This window comes from Cellulosimicrobium funkei, assembly GCF_900155925.1.
Classification (GTDB): Bacteria; Actinomycetota; Actinomycetes; order Actinomycetales; family Cellulomonadaceae; genus Cellulosimicrobium; species Cellulosimicrobium funkei.
In genome coordinates this window covers 181,929-198,739 of sequence record NZ_FTMI01000006.1, presented here as the reverse complement: position 1 = coordinate 198,739, position 16,811 = coordinate 181,929, and the positions used below count along the sequence as shown (strand labels likewise).

The following is a 16,811-nucleotide window of genomic DNA, read 5'->3' as shown; positions in this document are numbered from 1 at the left end:
CGACGATACGGCGCGGGGCGGCCGCGCGCGGGGCGACCGGCCGGGGGCGCGTCAGGAGTTCTGGATCTCCTCGACGCCCTGGACGAACTCGAAGTGCCAGGGCTCGTAGGCGCCGCTGCCGCCGCGCTTGGCCCACGCCGGGTTCGCCCAGCCGTACGTGGCGCCGTTCTGGTTGATCCACGCGTAGACCTCACGCGAGCCGGTCTCCACGGAGCAGAGGTCGATCGCGAGCCCCCACCCGTGCATGGACCAGCCGGGGGGCGCCGCGAAGGCGCCGCGGGAGGACTTGAGCGAGACCTGCGTCGAGAGCGTGCGGTACGACGACACGAGGCAGAGGTCCCGGCCGAAGGTGGCCCGGAAGGCCTCGTTCATCGCGGAGAGCGCGACGGCCGCGTCGGGTCGCAGGTGCTCGTCCGCCTGCCACAGCTCGCACAGGGCGTGCTCGTCGAGGTTGCCGTTCGTGCCCTCGGGCCGGACGGTCGGGTCGCAGCCCGGCAGCGGGTCGCGGGCGGCGGAGCGGGAGGCCGCCTCGCGGCGCACCTCGACGCGGGGCGCGGCGGCGACGCTCGGGGAGACGGCGGGTGCGGTCGCGGCGGCGGTCGCGAGGTCGAGCGCGCTCGGGCCGACGGGGCGGGTCTCCGGCTCGAAGGGCGACCCGCTGCCGAGCGCGTCGTCGGCGCCCGCGGAGAGCGGCATCGCGATGGTCGCGGCGGCGAGCGTCCCGAGGACGGCGACGCGCGGCACCCAGCGGTGCTGGCTGGAGACCTGTGCCTGGGGGCGGCGACGCCGGGAGCCCTGCTCCGCCTCGCGCCGGGCCCGTCGTGAGTCGAGGGCGGGTGCGCCGTGCTGCGACTCCACCCGCCACCTGCCTCTCACGTCGTCGGGGTGGCTCCGAGCCACCGATGACCGATCAATCACGGAACAGTAACGAAGGGCTCCGGCGATGCCAAGTCCCCTGCTCAGAGCCTCGGCGGAGCACCTTCGGGGACCTCGCGCCGACCGGGCCGCCGGCCTACGGCCGACGCTGCATCGCGTCGCGCACCTCGCCGACGAGCTCCTCGAGGATGTCCTCGAGGAAGACCACCCCGAGCGCGCCCCCGCCCTCGGGACCGTCGACGCGCGCCAGGTGCGCCCCCGAGCGCTGCATGGCGCGCAGCGCGTCCTCCACCTCGTCGTCGGGCGCGGCGGCCGCGAGCGCCCGAACGCGCCACGACGGGACCGGGGCCTCGCGCGTCGTCTCGTCCGCGTAGAGCACGTCCTTGACGTGCAGGTAGCCCACGAGGTCGCCCGTGACGTCCGCGACGGCGAACCGCGAGAAGCCGGTCTTGGCGACCAGGCGCTCGACCTCGTCGGGCGTGCACCCTTCGGTGACGGTGACGAGGTCCGCGACGGGGACCATGACGTCCTGCGCGGTGCGCTCGGAGAACTCGATGGCTCCCGAGAGCAGCCCCTGCTCGTCGCGCAGCACCCCCTCGGCCTGGGAGTGCTCGACGATGGACTGCACCTCCTCGGCGGTGAACGCCGACGCCACCTCGTCCTTCGGCTCGACGCCCGTGGCGCGCACCGCGTGGTTCGCGAGCCAGTTGAGCGCGACGATGACGGGGCGCAGCACGCGCCCGATCCACACGAGCGGCGGACCGAACCACATGACGGCCGTCTCCGGCCCGGAGACCGCGAGGTTCTTCGGGACCATCTCGCCCAGCACCACGTGCAGGTAGACGACGATCGCGAGCGCCACGACGAACGCGATCGGGTGCGCGAGCGCGGTGCTCACGCCGAGCGCGTGCAGCGGGTCCTCGATGAGGTGCGCGATGGCCGGCTCCGCGACGACGCCGAGACCCGTGGAGCAGACGGTCACGCCGAGCTGGGCGCACGCGAGCATGAGCGACACGTGCTCCATCGCCCACAGGACCGTCTGGGCGCGGCGGTTGCCCTGCGCGGCGAGCGGCTCGATCGCCGAGCGGCGCGCGGAGATCACCGCGAACTCGGCGCCGACGAAGAACGCGTTGCCGGCGAGCAGGAGGAGCGCGACGAGGAGCGCGGTGGTCGAGCTCATGCGTCCCCCTCCGTCGGTGTCGCGCGGACCGAGAGCCGCTCGACGCGCCGCCCCTCCATCGCCTCCACGCGCAGCACCACGCGGTACCGTCCCTCGCCCGCGGCGATCTCGTCGCCGGGCTCGGGGACGCGGCCGAGGCGGGCCATGACGAGGCCGCCGAGCGTCTCGTAGGCGCCGTCCTCGGGGACGCGCAGCCCGGTGACCTCCGTGAGCTCGTCGGGCCGCATGACGCCGGGCACGAGCCAGGAGCCGTCCGCGCGGCGGGCCGCGCCGGAGCGCCGGGGGTCGTGCTCGTCCGCGACGTCGCCCACGAGCTCCTCGACGACGTCCTCGAGCGTGACGACGCCCGAGGTGCCGCCGTACTCGTCGACCACGACCGCCATCTGGAGGCCGAAGCCGCGGAGCTCGACGAGGAGCGGGCCGAGCCGCACCGTCTCGGGCACGCGCGGGGCGTCGGCCATGAGGGCCGCCGCCGGCACCTCGTGGCGCCGCTCGTAGGGGACGGCGACGGCGCGGCGCAGGTGGACGAGGCCGACGACGTCGTCGCGGTCCTCGCCGATGACGGGGAACCGCGAGTGCCCCGTGCGCCGGGCGGCGTCGACGACGTCCGCGGCGGTCGCGTCCCGGTCCACGACGACCATGCGCATGCGGTCGGTCATGACGTCGACGGCGCTCAGCTCGTCGAGCTCGATCGAGTTGGTGAGGAGGGTCGCGACGGAGACGTCGAGCGTGCCCTCCTGCGCGGAGCGGCGCACGAGGGCGGCGAGCTCGGACGCCGATCGGGCGCCCGACAGCTCCTCGCGCGGCTCGACGCCGACGCGGCGCAGGATCGCGTTCGCCGAGCCGTTGAGCACGGCGATGACCGGCCGGAACAGCTTGGTGAACTGCCGCTGCACGGGCACGACCTGCCGCGCGGTCGCGTAGGGCGCGCTGAGCGCGAAGTTCTTGGGGATGAGCTCGCCGAAGAGCATCGAGACGAAGTTCACGACGAGCAGCGCGAGCACGCCCGCGAGGACCGCGGAGGCCGCGTGGCCGAGCGGCGTCGAGCTCAGGGCGTCCCCGAAGAGCGCGAGGAGCGCGGGCTGCGCGGTGTACCCGAGGAGGATGGTCGTGAGGGTGATGCCGACCTGCGCCGAGGAGAGCTCGGTCGACAGGTGCTTGAGCCCGGCCCGGACGCTGCGGTCGCGGCGGTCGGGGCCGCCCGTCCCGCCCGACGGCGGGGAGCCGCGTCTGTCGCCCTCCTGGTCGGCGTCGTCCCCGGCGGGGAGGACGGCGGGGTCGAGGGTGACCAGGGAGAACTCGCTGGCCACGAAGACGGCGGTACCTGCGGTGAGGAGCACCCCGAGCGCGACCATGACCCAGTCGCCTACCACGGAGTGCTCCACCGATATCGGGAGGTGCTCTTCATCGTGCCGACGATGTTAGCGCTCGCCCCTCGCCCGGCGCCCGGGAGGGACGGCTCGGCGGCGCCCAGGAGGGGCCGCCCCGCCGTGCGACCTGGTGGCCGGACGGCGACGAAATCCGGCCGACCTGGGCCGACGTGTGCCACGCTGTATCCCATGGCAGATCCGAGGGCAGCGAGCGCAGCACCGACCGGCGCGGGGGCCGGTCCCGTCCCCGGCCGCGGGCCCGTGCCCACGACCGCCCCGGTGGCCGGCGGCGGCACCCCGCAGCAGGCGGCCACGGTCCTCGTCGTCGAGGACGAGCCCGCGATCGCGACCGCCATCGCGCAGCGGCTGAGCGCGGAGGGCTGGCGCGTCGAGGTCGCGCGCGACGGCCTGTCCGCCGTCGACGCCGCGGCGCGCCTGCGCCCGGACGCGATCGTCCTCGACGTCATGCTCCCCGGCATCGACGGTCTCGAGGTCACGCGCCGCATCCAGGCGGAGCAGCCCGTCCCGATCCTCATGCTCACCGCGCGCGACGACGAGACCGACATGCTCATCGGGCTCGGCGTCGGCGCGGACGACTACATGACCAAGCCGTTCTCCATGCGCGAGCTCGTCGCGCGCATCAAGGCGCTGCTGCGGCGCGTCGACCGCGCCACGCAGGCCGCGAGCTCCGCCCCGAGCGACCCGCCCATGACGGTGGGCGACGTGACGATCGACAAGGCCCAGCGCCGCGTCTACCGCGCGGGCGAGGAGGTCCACCTCACGCCCACCGAGTTCGAGCTGCTCGTCATGCTCGCGAGCTCGCCGAAGACGGTCCTCACGCGCGAGCGCCTGCTCGCCGAGGTGTGGGACTGGGCCGACGCCAGCGGGACGCGCACCGTCGACTCCCACATCAAGGCGCTGCGCCGCAAGCTCGGTGCGGACCTCATCCGCACGGTCCACGGCGTCGGCTACGCGTTCGAGCCGCCCGCCGGATGACCTCCTCCCCCGCCGACCCCGCCGGCGGCACGGACCCGGGGCAGGCGCAGGCTCCCGGCCCGGCGCGGCCGGGACCGCACCGGGCCCACACGATCCGCCCGCACCTCCCGGACGTCCGGCCGCTCGACTCGTTCCGCTCGCTGAAGATCAAGCTCGGCGTGCTGGTCGCCGCGACGGTGACGCTCGCCGTCCTCATCACGTGGATCGGGCTGCAGAACCAGCTCGGGCCGTCGCGCACGTTCCCGCTCGCGATCGTGCTGTCGCTGCTGCTCACGCAGCTCCTCGCGCGCGGCATGACGTCGCCCCTGCGGGAGATGACCGCCGCCGCCCGGGCGATGGCCGACGGCGACTACACGCGGCGCGTGCGCGCCACGAGCCGCGACGAGGTGGGCCAGCTCGCGGTGGCGTTCAACGTCATGGCGGAGGACCTCGCGACGAGCGACCAGGTGCGCCGGGAGCTCATCGCGAACGTCTCGCACGAGCTGCGCACGCCGATCGCGGCGCTCCAGGCCCAGCTCGAGAACGTCGTGGACGGGGTGACGCCCCCGACGCCCGCGACGATGGAGATGTCGCTCGCGCAGACCGAGCGCCTCACGCGGCTCGTCGCGTACCTCCTGGACCTGTCGCGCATCGAGGCGGGCGCGGCGGCGCTCAACATCACCCAGATCGACGTCGGCGACTTCCTCGAGGAGAACGCCGAGGCCGTGTCGATGGTCGAGGCGGGCAAGCAGCTGCGCTACGTCGTGGACGTCACGCCCCCGGACCTCGTGCTCGAGGCGGACCGCGAGCGGCTGCACCAGGTCGTGACCAACCTCCTGCAGAACGCGATCCGGCACTCGCCGCAGGGCGGGGAGATCCGGCTCGAGGCGTACCCGGTGGACGAGGACGTCGTGCTGGAGGTCGTCGACGAGGGCCCCGGGATCGCCAAGGAGGACCGCGAGCGGATCTTCGAGCGCTTCGCCCGGGCCAGCGCGACGGGCGCGCACACGACGACGGGCGGGTCGACGGGCGGCACGGGGATCGGGCTCGCGATCGTGCGCTGGGCGGTGGACCTGCACGGCGGCCGGATCGAGGTCGCGGACTCGCGCCGGGGGGCGACGATGCGCGTCACGCTGCCCGCGCACGCGGGCTCCGCGCCGCTCCCGCCCGAGGACGGCGACGCGTCGTACCCGGCGCACCCCGACGTGCGGTGACTCCGTCCTGACAGCGCGCGCACCCGCCCGCGCTCGGACGTGAGATGCGTCACACCGCCGCGCGGAGATACCTCGGGATGGCGTGGAATTCCGCGATCTTGCCCTCCGACGAGGTGCGCGTGGGGTCATGTTTGCCTGGCCCAGACACGGCGTGAAGAACCCGCGAACAGGCCGCGCCGGAACGCTCGGCCCGACGCCCGAGGCCGACGACGAGGGCCTAGGCTGGAGTGGTCCGGAACCCGGACGAGCCCGTGCCGACGTCGGGGGCGCCGCAGCAGCGGTGCGCCGTCGTACCACGGTCGCGGGCTGTGACCGACAGCGACCTGTGTGTGAAAGTGGGCGATCCTCGCGTGTCCCCGAAGGCTGAGTCAGAGGCGATCAGCGACGCAAGCTCCGTGTTCGGAGCGAACGAGTGGCTCGTCGACGAGCTGTACGAGCAGTACCTCCAGGACAAGAACGCGGTAGACCCCGCGTGGTGGGACTTCTTCGAGGACTACCGCCCTGCGGAGCGCTCGGACGCCGACACCACGAGCGACGCCCCGGCGGCGCCCGCGAACGGGTCCGTCCCGGCCGCGGCACCCGCGAACGGGTCCCGCCCGGCCGCGGCGCCGGTGAACGGCTCGCCCGCTCCGGCGGCACCCGCCGCGCCGGCACCTGCAGCGCCGACCGCCGTGACGGACGGCTCGGCCGCCGCCGAGGCCGCGCAGCGCGTCAAGCCGCCGAAGCTCCCGGCCGACCCGGCGGTCAACGCCGCGGTCGAGGCCGTGCACGCGTCGCGCCCCGTCGCGACCGCCCAGCCCGCGACGGCGCCGTACGCCCAGGTGCCCGCGCGCAAGGTCGCCGGCGCCCCCGCGCCCGAGGACCAGGCCACGGACGACGTGCAGAAGCTCCGCGGCCCGGCCGCGCGCGTCGTGACGAACATGGAGGCCAGCATCCAGGTGCCGACGGCGACGTCGGTGCGCGCGGTGCCGGCCAAGCTCATGGTCGACAACCGCATCGTCATCAACAACCACCTCGCGCGCGGTCGCGGCGGCAAGATCTCGTTCACGCACCTCATCGGGTTCGCGCTCGTCGAGGCGCTGGCCGACATGCCGGTGATGAACGCGAGCTACACGCAGATCGAGGGCAAGCCCGCGGTCAACCAGCCCGCGCACGTGAACTTCGGGCTCGCGATCGACCTGGCGAAGCCGGACGGCTCGCGCCAGCTCCTCGTGCCGAGCATCAAGAAGGCCGAGACGATGGACTTCGCCCAGTTCTGGGCAGCCTACGAGGACCTCGTGCGCCGTGCGCGCGGCGGCAAGCTCGGCGTCGACGACTTCGCGGGCACCACGATCTCGCTCACCAACCCGGGCGGCATCGGCACCGTGCACTCGGTGCCCCGCCTCATGCAGGGCCAGGGCACGATCATCGGCGTCGGCGCGATGGACTACCCCGCGGAGTTCGCGGGCGCCTCGACCGAGCGGCTCGCCCGCCTGGGCATCTCGAAGGTCCTGACGATCACGTCGACCTACGACCACCGCATCATCCAGGGGGCGCAGTCGGGCGAGTTCCTGCGCATCCTGTCGCAGAAGCTCCTCGGCGAGGACGGCTTCTACGACCGCGTCTTCGCCGCGCTGCGCATCCCCTACGAGCCGGTGCGCTGGGTCCGCGACAACACGACGGACGCCGAGATCGAGGCGGCCAAGCCCGCCAAGATCGCCGAGCTGGTGCACTCCTACCGCTCGCGCGGCCACCTCATGGCCGACACCGACCCGCTCGCGTACCGCCAGCGCAAGCACGGCGACCTCGACATCCAGAACCACGGCATGACGCTGTGGGACCTCGACCGCACGTTCCCCACGGGCGGGTTCGGCGGCCGCACCAAGTCGACGCTGCGCGACATCCTCGGCCTGCTGCGCGACTCCTACTGCCGCACCGTCGGTGTGGAGTACATGCACCTCGCCGACCGCACGCAGCGCAAGTGGCTCCAGGAGCGCCTCGAGTCCGGGTACGCGCGCACGCCGCGCGAGGACCAGCTCCGCATCCTGCGCCGCCTCAACTCCGCCGAGGCGTTCGAGACGTTCCTGCAGACGAAGTTCGTCGGGCAGAAGCGCTTCTCGCTCGAGGGCGGCGAGGCGCTCATCCCGCTGCTCGACGCGATCCTGTCGAAGGCCGCGGAGAACGGCCTCGACGAGGTCGGCATCGGCATGGCGCACCGCGGGCGGCTCAACGTCCTCGCCAACATCGCGGGCAAGAGCTACGCGCAGATCTTCGCGGAGTTCGAGGGCAACCTCGACCCGAAGAGCGTCCAGGGCTCGGGCGACGTGAAGTATCACCTCGGCACCGAGGGCGTCTTCACCGCCGAGACCGGCGCGACGACGAAGGTCTACCTCGCGGCGAACCCCTCGCACCTCGAGGCGGTCGACCCGGTCCTCGAGGGCATCGTGCGCGCCAAGCAGGACCGCATCGACCTGGGCGGCGACGGCTTCTCCGTGCTGCCGATCCTCATCCACGGCGACGCGGCCTTCGCGGGCCAGGGCGTCGTGCCCGAGGTGCTCAACCTCGCCCAGCTGCGCGGGTACCGCACCGGCGGCACCGTGCACGTCATCATCAACAACCAGGTCGGCTTCACCACGGGCCCGTCGTCGTCGCGCTCGACGACGTACGCGACCGACGTCGCCAAGGGCTACCAGGTCCCGATCTTCCACGTGAACGGCGACGACCCCGAGGCGTGCGTGCGCGTCGCCGAGCTCGCCTTCGCGTTCCGCGAGCAGTTCGACCGCGACGTGATCATCGACATGATCTGCTACCGCCGCCGCGGTCACAACGAGGGCGACGACCCCTCGATGACGCAGCCGCTCATGTACAACCTCATCGAGGCGAAGCGCTCGGTGCGCAAGCTGTACACCGAGAACCTCGTCGCGCGCGGGGACATCACGCTCGAGGAGGCCGAGCACGTCCTCCAGGACTACCAGGCCCAGCTCGAGCGCGTCTTCACCGAGACCAAGGAGGGCGGCTTCACGCCCGCCGCGGACCGCGAGCCGGTCGCCGGTCTCGAGCGCCCGGAGTCCCAGCTCGAGGACGCCGGCACGATGGTCGGCTGGAAGACGGCGATCGACCGCTCGGTCCTCGAGCGCGTCGGCCAGGTGCACGTCGCGCCGCCGGAGGGCTTCACCGTCCACCCGAAGCTCGCGCAGCTCCTCGAGAAGCGCCGGCAGATGTCCGTCGAGGGCAACATCGACTGGGGCTTCGGCGAGCTCGCCGCGTTCGGCTCGCTCCTCGTCGAGGGAACCCCGGTGCGCCTCGCCGGCCAGGACTCGCGCCGCGGCACGTTCGTGCAGCGTCACGCCGTCCTGCACGACCGCGAGACGGGCGCCGAGTGGACGCCGCTGCTGTACCTGTCGGCGGACCAGGCGAAGTTCTGGGTCTACGACTCGTCGCTCTCGGAGTACGCCGCGCTCGGGTTCGAGTACGGCTACTCGGTCGAGCGCCCCGACGCGCTCGTGCTGTGGGAGGCGCAGTTCGGCGACTTCGTCAACGGCGCCCAGACGGTGATCGACGAGTTCATCTCGTCCGCCGAGCAGAAGTGGGGCCAGTACTCCTCGGTCGTCATGCTCCTCCCCCACGGCTACGAGGGCCAGGGGCCGGACCACTCGTCCGCGCGCATCGAGCGCTTCCTCCAGCTCGCCGCCGAGGACAACATGACGATCGCGCAGCCGTCGACGCCCGCGTCGTACTTCCACCTGCTGCGCCGGCAGGCGTACGCCCGCCCGCGTCGTCCGCTCATCGTGTTCACGCCGAAGCAGCTCCTGCGCCTCAAGGCCGCCGCGTCGAGCGTCGAGGACTTCACGACCGGTACGTTCCAGCCCGTCATCGCGGACGCGACGGCCGACCCGGCGAAGGTCGACCGCGTGCTCCTCTGCACGGGCCGCGTGTACTACGACCTCCTCGCCGAGCGCACCAAGCGCGGCGACGAGGGCGTGGCGCTCGTCCGCCTCGAGCAGCTCTACCCGCTCGACGTCGACGGCATCCGGGCCGAGCTCGCCAAGTACCCGGGCGCCGAGGTCGTGTGGGTCCAGGACGAGCCCGAGAACCAGGGTGCCTGGTCGTTCGTGCACATCAACCTGCCCGAGGACCTGCCGCGCGTGAGCGTCGTCTCCCGACCGGCGTCGGCCTCCACGGCCGCCGGCACGGCGAAGAAGCACCAGGCGCAGCAGGCCGTGCTGCTGGAGCAGGCGTTCGCCCGCTGACCGGCCCGCACGACCCGCGCACGACGAAGGCCCCCTCCGCGCGGAGGGGGCCTTCGTCGTCGGTGCGCCGTCGCCGCCGCACCGGGGGGTCGGTCGTGCCGACCTACCAGCGGTCGTGGATCTTCTCGCGCAGGTAGCGGTCGTAGATCTCGCGCACGCCCGAGGTGAAGAGCGGGCCGAGGACGTCCGCGTCGCCCGCGGCGGCGTTCGACCGCGCCTGCTCGACGTTGCGCGCGCCGGGGATGACGGTCGACACGCCCGGCTGCTGCCAGACCCACGCGATGGCCACCTGGGCCGGGGTGAGGTCCTGCCCGACGACGTCGTGCACGAGCGTGGTGAACTCGGCCGCCGCCTGCACGCCGGTCTCGAAGTCGACGCCGGAGAACGTCTCGCCGACGTCGAACGCGCTGCCGTCGCGGTTGTACGTGCGGTGGTCGTCCGCGGCGAACGTCGTGTCCTTCGTGTACTTCCCGGACAGCAGCCCGGACGCGAGCGGGACGCGAGCGATGACGCCGACGCCGGCGTCGGACGCCGCGGGCAGCACCGCGTCGAGCGGCTTGAGCCGGAACGCGTTGAGAATGATCTGCACCGTGGCGACGTGGGGGCGCGCGATGGCCGTGAGGGCCTCGTCCACCGTCTCGACGCTCACGCCGTAGCTCGCGATCGCGCCCTCGGCGACGAGCGTGTCGAGACCGTCGTAGACCTCGTCGCGCGAGTAGACGGCGGTCGGCGGGCAGTGGAGCTGCACGAGGTCGAGCCGGTCGGTCCGCAGGTTGCGGCGCGAGCGGTCGACCCACTCGCGGAACTTCGCGAGCGTGTAGTTGTCGGCGTCCTGCGGCTCCCGGCGGCCCATCTTCGTGGCGACCGTGATCCCGTGGCCGGGGTTGTCGGCGAGGTAGGAGCCGATGATCTGCTCGCTGCGCCCGTCGCCGTAGACGTCCGCGGTGTCGAAGAACGTCACGCCGGCCTGCGCGGAGGCGTCGAGGACGGCGCGCGCGTCGTCCTCGCTCACGTCGCCCCAGTCGGCGCCGAGCTGCCAGGTTCCCAGTCCGACGACCGAGACGAGCCGTCCCGTCCGCCCGAGCACCTGTCGTTCCATCGTTCCTCCTCGTGCTGCGTCGGGTGCGCCGGAAGACACACCCGGGCACCGAGTCTGACGGGCGTGGGCGCATCGCGCACCCGCGCACGCCGAGTACCGTATGTGAGCGTGAACACCCATGCCCCCTCAGGAGCCCAGGTCCGCATCGCCCACGGCGACCACGCAGCGACGATCACCGAGGTCGGAGCGGCCGTCCGCGAGTACGCGGTGGGGGGCCGGCCGGTCTTCACGCCCTTCGGCGAGGACGAGGTGTCGCCCGCGTTCAACGGCGCCGTCCTGCTCCCCTGGCCCAACCGGCTGCGCGACGGGCAGTACACGGTCGACGGCACGACGTACCAGGTCCCGATCTCGGAGCCGGACCGCGGGACCGCGCTGCACGGCCTCGCGTGCTGGCAGCGCTGGACGGTCGTCGAGCACGTGGCCGCGCGCGCGACGCTCGAGCTGCACCTGCCGCCGTCGCCGGGCTACCCGTTCGACCTCGTCGCGCGCGTGACGTACTCGCTCGACGACGCGGGGCTGCGCGTCCACGTCCGCACGACGAACGTCGGCGCGGCGACCGCCCCGTACGGCGTCGGCTTCCACCCGTGGCTCTCGGCGGACGGCGCGGACCTCGACGCGTGCACGCTGCGCCTGGACGCGGCGAGCCGCGTCACGACCGACGAGCGGCTCCTGCCGACCGGCACCGAGCCCGTCACCGGCACCTTCGACCTGCGCGAGCCGCGCCTGCTCGCGGGCGTCGACCTCGACGACGCGTACGTGGACGTGCTGCGCGACGAGGACGGGCTGTCCTGGATCCGCCTCACCGCGCCCGACGGCCGCACGGCCGCCGTGTGGATGGACGGCTCGATGGACACGTGGCAGGTCTGTACGGGCGACCACGTCGGCGACGTCGCCTTCCGCCGCACCGGCGTCGCCGCCGAGCCGATGAGCTGCGTCGCGGACGCGTTCCGCACGGGCGAGCGCCTCGTCCGGCTCGAGCCCGGCGCGTCCCACGAGGTGACCTGGGGAGCGACGCTGGCCTGAGGCGTCCGGCCGCCGCGGCGGCCCCCCGCGCGGGTCGACACGCCGTCCGCACCGGCTCGGATCGACCCGCGCGGCCCGCGTCGGGGAGAATGGCGCTCGTGGAAGACGCGGTGAGTCGTGAGGTACGGATCTGCGTCGTCGGCGACGAGCTGAGCGCCGGCGTCGGCGACGCGAAGGCCCTGGGGTGGGCGGGGCGCGTCGTCGCGCGCACGCGCTTCCCCCAGCCGGCGTACGTGTTCCCGCTCGCCATCCCCGGCGAGACGACGACGGCGCTCAGCCAGCGCTGGGAGGCGGAGACCGCGCGCCGGTTCTCCCCCGAGCCGGACGTCGACAACCGCCTCGTCATCGGCCTCGGCCGCCACGACCTCGACGCGGGGCTGTCGGTCGCGCGCTCGCGCCTCAACCTCGCGAACGTGCTCGACGTCGCGGAGTCCCACCGCCTGCCCACGTTTGTCGTCGGGCCGCCGCCGGGCCACGCGCAGGACGCGGAGCGCCTCGCGGAGCTGTCCCACGCGTTCTCGGACGTCGCGAACCGGCGCCGCGTCCCCTACGTCGACACGTTCAGCCCGCTCGTCACGCACGAGCAGTGGCTCGCCGACCTCGCGCAGAGCGGCAACGGCTTCCCCGGCCAGGCGGGCTACGGGCTCATGGCGTGGCTCGTGCTGCACACCGGCTGGCACGCGTGGCTCGGCCTGCCCGACGACACCGTCTGAGCCCGCGGGGATGCACGAGGGGGAGGCGTGGTCGCGGACCACGCCTCCCCCTCGGCGTCGGGGCGGTACCGCTCAGCCGCGCGAGACCGTGAGGTCGCCCGAGACGGTGCTCGCCGACACGTAGGCGCCGCCCGCGCCGTGCTGGTCGACGTGGTCGACGGACGTGGTGCGCTGCGCGCTGGAGTCGAGCCGCACGCCGTCGAGCACGGCCTTGCCGGTGACGCTGCGGGCCTTGAGGTTCACGGCCGAGCCGGCGCCGAGGCGCACGGCCACGTCGCCCGAGACCGTGCGCGCGTCGACGAGCGGGGTGCTCTCGCGCGCGACGACCTCGACGCCGCTCGTGACGGTGCTGACCGACACGCGCCCGAGCGTGCCGCCGAGCGTGACGGTGCCGGACGCGGTGGTCACGTGGACGTCGCCGACGTGCTCGCCGACGTCGACGGAGCCGGTGGCCGTGCGGACCGACGCCGTGCCCGAGACGCCCTGGACGCGGACGGCGCCGGTCCCGGTCGTGACGGACACGTCCGCCCGCGTCCCGACGACGGTCGCCGCGGCGCGCGCGGTCGTCACCTTGAGCGGGACGCTCGCGGGCACGGTGACCCGCACGACGGCGCGGTCCTTGTCGCGCAGGCCCTTCGCGCGGTCGACGAGGCCCTCGATGCCGGCGAAGTCGTACCCGACGCGCAGCTCGCCGTCGTGCACGCTCACCTGCAGCGGGCGCTCGGACACCTCGCTCACGTCGAGGTGCGCCCCGCTCTCGCGGCCGGGGTCGGCGACGACGTCGACCGACCCGTCCGTGAGCTGGACGACGACGCGCCGGACGTCCGCGACGTCGACGCTCCGGGGGGCGTTGATGACCCAGGACTCGGTGCTCATGCGCTTCTCCTCGTTCGGTTCTCTGGTGCGTGGTCGGTGGTCTCGGGACGTCAGGGCAGGGTGGACCGCACGGCCCGGCGCGCGCTGTCGAGCACGGTGCGCAGCGTGTCGACCGTCAGCTCGGGCACGCCGCCGGTCGCGTCCGCCCGGCGCAGGTCCGCGCGGAGCTCGTCGCGGAAGCGCTGGAGCACGGCCTCCGCCTCGGCACGGCGCGCGGTCGACTCGCGACGCCGGGTGTCGTGCTCGCCGTCGCGCGGGCGGGCGCGCGCCGTCTGGGCGGCGGCGGCGAGCTCGGCGCGCAGGCCCCGCAGCGAGCCCTGCACGTCGGCGCGCAGCGCCTCGGCGCGCTGGCGCACCGTCTCGGCGATGCCGTGCTCGAGCGCCGCGACGTCCGCGCGCCGCGCCTCGATCTCGGCGCGCCCCGCGGGGGTCAGCTCGTACGTCGTCTTGCGCCCGTCGGCGCTGCGGTGGACCAGGCCCTCGTCCTCGAGCCGCGCGAGGCGCGGGTAGATCGTCCCGGCGCTCGGGCGGTAGGTGCCCCCGAACCGCTCGGAGAGCTCGGTGATGAGCTCGTACCCGTGCTTGGGCCCGGACGCGAGGAGCGCGAGCAGGTAGAGCCGGAGCTGGCCGTGGGCGAAGACGGTGGCCATCAGCGGTCCACCGGGCCGCTCGCGGGGGCCGGTCGCCCGGCGGGAGCACCGGGGCTGCCCCACGCCGGGGCGTCCGGGGCCGCGTCCTGCACCGGGGGCGCGTCGGCCGGGGCGGACGACGTCCCGGCCGTCCCCCGCAGCACGGTGACGTCGCCCGAGACGGCCGAGACGCGGACGGGCGCGCCCGCGCCGAGCCGCGCCGCGCGGTGGAAGGAGCGCGCGGACCCGCGCTGCTCCTCCCCGTCGACGACGAGCCGGCCGCTGAGGCAGCGCACGGCGTAGTCCATCGCGTCCGGGTCGGGCAGGCGCACGAGCACGTCGGCGGAGACGGCGCTCACCGTGATCTCGTCCGGCGTCGTGCGCGTGTCCACGGTCACGGAGCCGGAGACCGAGTCGAGCCGCAGCGAGCGCAGGGCACCCGTCGCGGTGAGGCCGCCGGAGACGGACTCCATCCGGACCGGGCCGTCGTGCTCGCTCGCGGCGACCTCGCCGGAGACGGTGTCGACGCGCAGCGGGCCGCGCGTCCGGCTCGTCATGACGGCGCCGGACACGGTCGCGAGCCGCACGCCCTCGCGGGCGCCCGCGATGAGCGCCTCGCCCTGCACGGTCGCGACCTCGACCTGCGCGCCCGCCGGGACGGCGACGTGGACCTCCGCGGCGTCCTTGCCGGTGTACGTGCGGAAGCGCTCGAGGAAGCCCTTCCAGCCCGCCTCGAACGGGCCGTAGCCCACCCGGAGCGTCGTCCCGTCGAGCCGCACCTCGAGCGCGCGCCCGCTCACCGAGTGCACCTCGACGCGCGCGTCGGTCCGTGCCGGGTCCTCGTGCGCGACGACGTCGATGCGCCCGCCGATCATCGTCGCGTCGAGCCGGCGCACGAGCGCGAGGTCGATGGCCTGCGGACCGGTGAGGGTCCAGAGCTCCTGCGTCATCCCGCGCTCCGTCCTGGTCGCCGCGCGCGCCGGGTCGACCAGGACGGCCGGGCAGGCACTCGCGATATATCTCGTTCCGCCAGACACGATATATCGCGTGCTCGACCGTGACAAGGGGTCGCGTGTGGGACCATGGGAGACGGACTGGACACGCCGAGACCGGTCGTTCCACGTCGACACCCGTCGAGAACCGCCGAGACCGGCAGCACTCCCCGACCGTCAGGAGAACACCATGAGCAAGCGCGGACGCAAGCGTCGCAGCCGCAAGGGCAACGCCGCGAACCACGGCAAGCGCCCCAACGCCTGAGACGGCGCAGCCCCCGCGAGCGGGAGCACGGAAGAGGGCCCGGACCGACGTCGTCGGTCCGGGCCCTCTCTCGTGCGCGCGGGCCCTCGGGCTGGCCCCGGGGCCCGGGTCAGCGGGTCTCGACGACCGTCGTCGTCGAGACCATCACGGTGAGCTGCGTGTGGATGCGCTCCCGCAGCCCCGCCGGCGCCTTCTCGTGGCACGAGCGGCGCACGAGCTGCTTGACGAGCTCCTCGACGCTCAGCTCGGCCAGGCACGGCGAGCAGTGCGCGACGTGCTGGCGCATGCGCAGCTCGTCGTCGGGCGTCATCTCGGAGTCCAGGTACTCGTACAGGTGCGTGAGCGCGTGCTCGCACTCGGACTCGCCCGCGGTCGAGTGCGGGATCGGGGTCACCGGCTCCTCGACCGAACCCCGTCCGGGCTCACGGGTCTCTGACGTGCTCACGACTCACCTCCGGGGCTCTTCGCGCCCACCAGTCCTCGCCTCGCGGCGTAGTCGGCCAGCAGCTCGCGCAGCTGGCGCCTGCCTCGGTGCAGGCGGGACATGACCGTGCCGATCGGTGTCCCCATGATCTCCGCGATCTCCTTGTACGGGAAGCCCTCGACGTCGGCGTAGTACACGACCATGCGCCGGTCCTCGGGGAGCTCCTGGAGCGCGCGCTTGACGTCCGAGTCCGGCAGGCGGTCGAGCGCCTCCGCCTCGGCCGAGCGCAGGCCCTGCGACGTGTGCGACGCCGCGCGCGCGATCTGCCAGTCCTCGACGTCGTCCGTCTGCGCCTGCTGCGGCTCGCGCTGCTTCTTGCGGTACGTGTTGATGAACGTGTTCGTGAGGATCCGGTACAGCCACGCCTTGAGGTTCGTGCCCGGGCGGTACTGGTGGAACGCCGCGAACGCCTTCGCGAACGTCTCCTGCACCAGGTCCTCGGCGTCCGAGGGGTTGCGCGTCATCCGCAGCGCGGCGGAGTACAGCTGGTCGAGGTACTGCAGGGCGTCCCGCTCGAACCGGGCGGCGCGCGCGGCGTCGCTCTCGGCCTCCGGGGCGCGGTTCGTGTCCTCGGCGTCCGTCGCGTCGGCGGGCGGCGTCGTACCGGCGGGCGCACCGTCGTCCGGCGTCGTTCCCGACGTCGTCGCAGGGCTGCCGGAGACGTCGCTGCCGGAGATTCGCTCTGTCATCAACAACGAGCCTAGTCCCCCGTTCGTCTGGGTGTTCGATGAGGCGTCCCGCGCACGGCTCGGCACCGACCACGCGGCGGCGAACGCGGCGTCCGGCGCCGGGGTCGTCGACGCGACCCGGGCGGCGGGTGCGGGAGTCTGGAGCAGGGCGGTCACGAGGGGTGCAACCCGCGAGCGCCCCCAGGCATTCCCGGCCC

Annotated in this window: 15 protein-coding genes; 6 read left to right on the top strand and 9 right to left on the bottom strand. The window is 73.8% G+C overall.

Annotated elements, in window-relative coordinates:
- Positions 1–51 precede the first annotated feature (51 nt).
- The 3 genes from BXA05_RS15715 to BXA05_RS15705 form a co-directional block, all read right to left on the bottom strand.
- Positions 52–858, bottom strand: coding sequence for a M15 family metallopeptidase (locus BXA05_RS15715; RefSeq protein WP_034655110.1), 807 nt, complete (start codon positions 856–858; stop codon positions 52–54).
- Between the two features lie 154 nt (positions 859–1,012).
- On the bottom strand, positions 1,013–2,056 hold the full coding sequence (locus BXA05_RS15710; RefSeq protein WP_034655108.1) for a hemolysin family protein: 1,044 nt from the start codon (positions 2,054–2,056) through the stop codon (positions 1,013–1,015).
- Positions 2,053–3,429, bottom strand: coding sequence for a hemolysin family protein (locus tag BXA05_RS15705; RefSeq protein WP_076406106.1), 1,377 nt, complete (start codon positions 3,427–3,429; stop codon positions 2,053–2,055). The genes BXA05_RS15710 and BXA05_RS15705 overlap by 4 nt, the downstream gene beginning before the upstream one ends.
- A 186-nt stretch (positions 3,430–3,615) precedes the next feature.
- On the opposite strand from BXA05_RS15705, the gene BXA05_RS15700 reads away from it, so the two are divergent.
- The 3 genes from BXA05_RS15700 (at position 3,616) to BXA05_RS15690 (ending at position 9,844) form a co-directional block, all read left to right on the top strand.
- Positions 3,616–4,422: a response regulator transcription factor gene (locus BXA05_RS15700; RefSeq protein ID WP_228075110.1), complete on the top strand. Its 807-nt coding sequence runs from the start codon at positions 3,616–3,618 to the stop codon at positions 4,420–4,422.
- Positions 4,419–5,615 (top strand): sensor histidine kinase, encoded by a 1,197-nt coding sequence (locus BXA05_RS15695; protein WP_083711940.1) that lies wholly within the window; start codon positions 4,419–4,421, stop codon positions 5,613–5,615. Before BXA05_RS15700 ends, BXA05_RS15695 begins: the two co-directional genes overlap by 4 nt.
- A 395-nt stretch (positions 5,616–6,010) precedes the next feature.
- Entirely contained in the window at positions 6,011–9,844 is a 3,834-nt protein-coding gene (locus BXA05_RS15690; RefSeq protein WP_240696692.1) for a multifunctional oxoglutarate decarboxylase/oxoglutarate dehydrogenase thiamine pyrophosphate-binding subunit/dihydrolipoyllysine-residue succinyltransferase subunit, read from the top strand.
- A gap of 103 nt (positions 9,845–9,947) precedes the next feature.
- Here the strand turns inward: BXA05_RS15690 and BXA05_RS15685 are convergent, their stop codons facing one another.
- Positions 9,948–10,943, bottom strand: a complete 996-nt coding sequence (locus BXA05_RS15685) for an aldo/keto reductase (RefSeq protein WP_043655897.1) — start codon at positions 10,941–10,943, stop codon at positions 9,948–9,950.
- A 108-nt stretch (positions 10,944–11,051) separates the two neighbouring features.
- Here BXA05_RS15685 and BXA05_RS15680 point away from each other — a divergent pair, with 108 nt between their 5' ends.
- Together BXA05_RS15680 and BXA05_RS15675 are read left to right on the top strand one after the other, a co-directional pair.
- A complete protein-coding gene (locus BXA05_RS15680; protein ID WP_076406102.1) occupies positions 11,052–11,966 on the top strand; it encodes an aldose 1-epimerase family protein in 915 nt (304 codons plus the stop codon).
- 89 nt (positions 11,967–12,055) lie between these two features.
- Positions 12,056–12,679 (top strand): GDSL-type esterase/lipase family protein, encoded by a 624-nt coding sequence (locus BXA05_RS15675; protein WP_031316757.1) that lies wholly within the window; start codon positions 12,056–12,058, stop codon positions 12,677–12,679.
- A 72-nt stretch (positions 12,680–12,751) separates the two neighbouring features.
- Here the strand turns inward: BXA05_RS15675 and BXA05_RS15670 are convergent, their stop codons facing one another.
- The 3 genes from BXA05_RS15670 to BXA05_RS15660 are packed head-to-tail and all read right to left on the bottom strand — an operon-like array spanning position 12,752 to position 15,134.
- The gene (locus BXA05_RS15670; RefSeq protein WP_061269170.1) at positions 12,752–13,555 is read right to left on the bottom strand and encodes a DUF4097 family beta strand repeat-containing protein; all 804 of its coding nucleotides are present in this window, start codon (positions 13,553–13,555) and stop codon (positions 12,752–12,754) included.
- A 50-nt stretch (positions 13,556–13,605) separates the two neighbouring features.
- Positions 13,606–14,205, bottom strand: a complete 600-nt coding sequence (locus BXA05_RS15665; RefSeq protein ID WP_076405974.1) for a PadR family transcriptional regulator — start codon at positions 14,203–14,205, stop codon at positions 13,606–13,608.
- The gene (locus tag BXA05_RS15660) at positions 14,205–15,134 is read right to left on the bottom strand and encodes a DUF4097 family beta strand repeat-containing protein (protein ID WP_076405972.1); all 930 of its coding nucleotides are present in this window, start codon (positions 15,132–15,134) and stop codon (positions 14,205–14,207) included. The genes BXA05_RS15665 and BXA05_RS15660 overlap by 1 nt, the downstream gene beginning before the upstream one ends.
- A gap of 232 nt (positions 15,135–15,366) precedes the next feature.
- Here BXA05_RS15660 and BXA05_RS20795 point away from each other — a divergent pair, with 232 nt between their 5' ends.
- Complete coding sequence (locus BXA05_RS20795; RefSeq protein WP_099052597.1) at positions 15,367–15,441, top strand: 50S ribosomal protein bL37; 75 nt, start codon at positions 15,367–15,369, stop codon at positions 15,439–15,441.
- 109 nt (positions 15,442–15,550) lie between these two features.
- On the opposite strand, the gene rsrA is transcribed toward BXA05_RS20795, so the two are convergent.
- Together rsrA and BXA05_RS15645 are read right to left on the bottom strand one after the other, a co-directional pair.
- A complete protein-coding gene (rsrA, locus tag BXA05_RS15650) occupies positions 15,551–15,886 on the bottom strand; it encodes a mycothiol system anti-sigma-R factor (RefSeq protein WP_244550489.1) in 336 nt (111 codons plus the stop codon).
- On the bottom strand, positions 15,883–16,614 hold the full coding sequence (locus BXA05_RS15645) for a sigma-70 family RNA polymerase sigma factor (protein ID WP_076405969.1): 732 nt from the start codon (positions 16,612–16,614) through the stop codon (positions 15,883–15,885). Before BXA05_RS15645 ends, rsrA begins: the two co-directional genes overlap by 4 nt.
- Between the last annotated feature and the right edge of the window lie 197 nt (positions 16,615–16,811).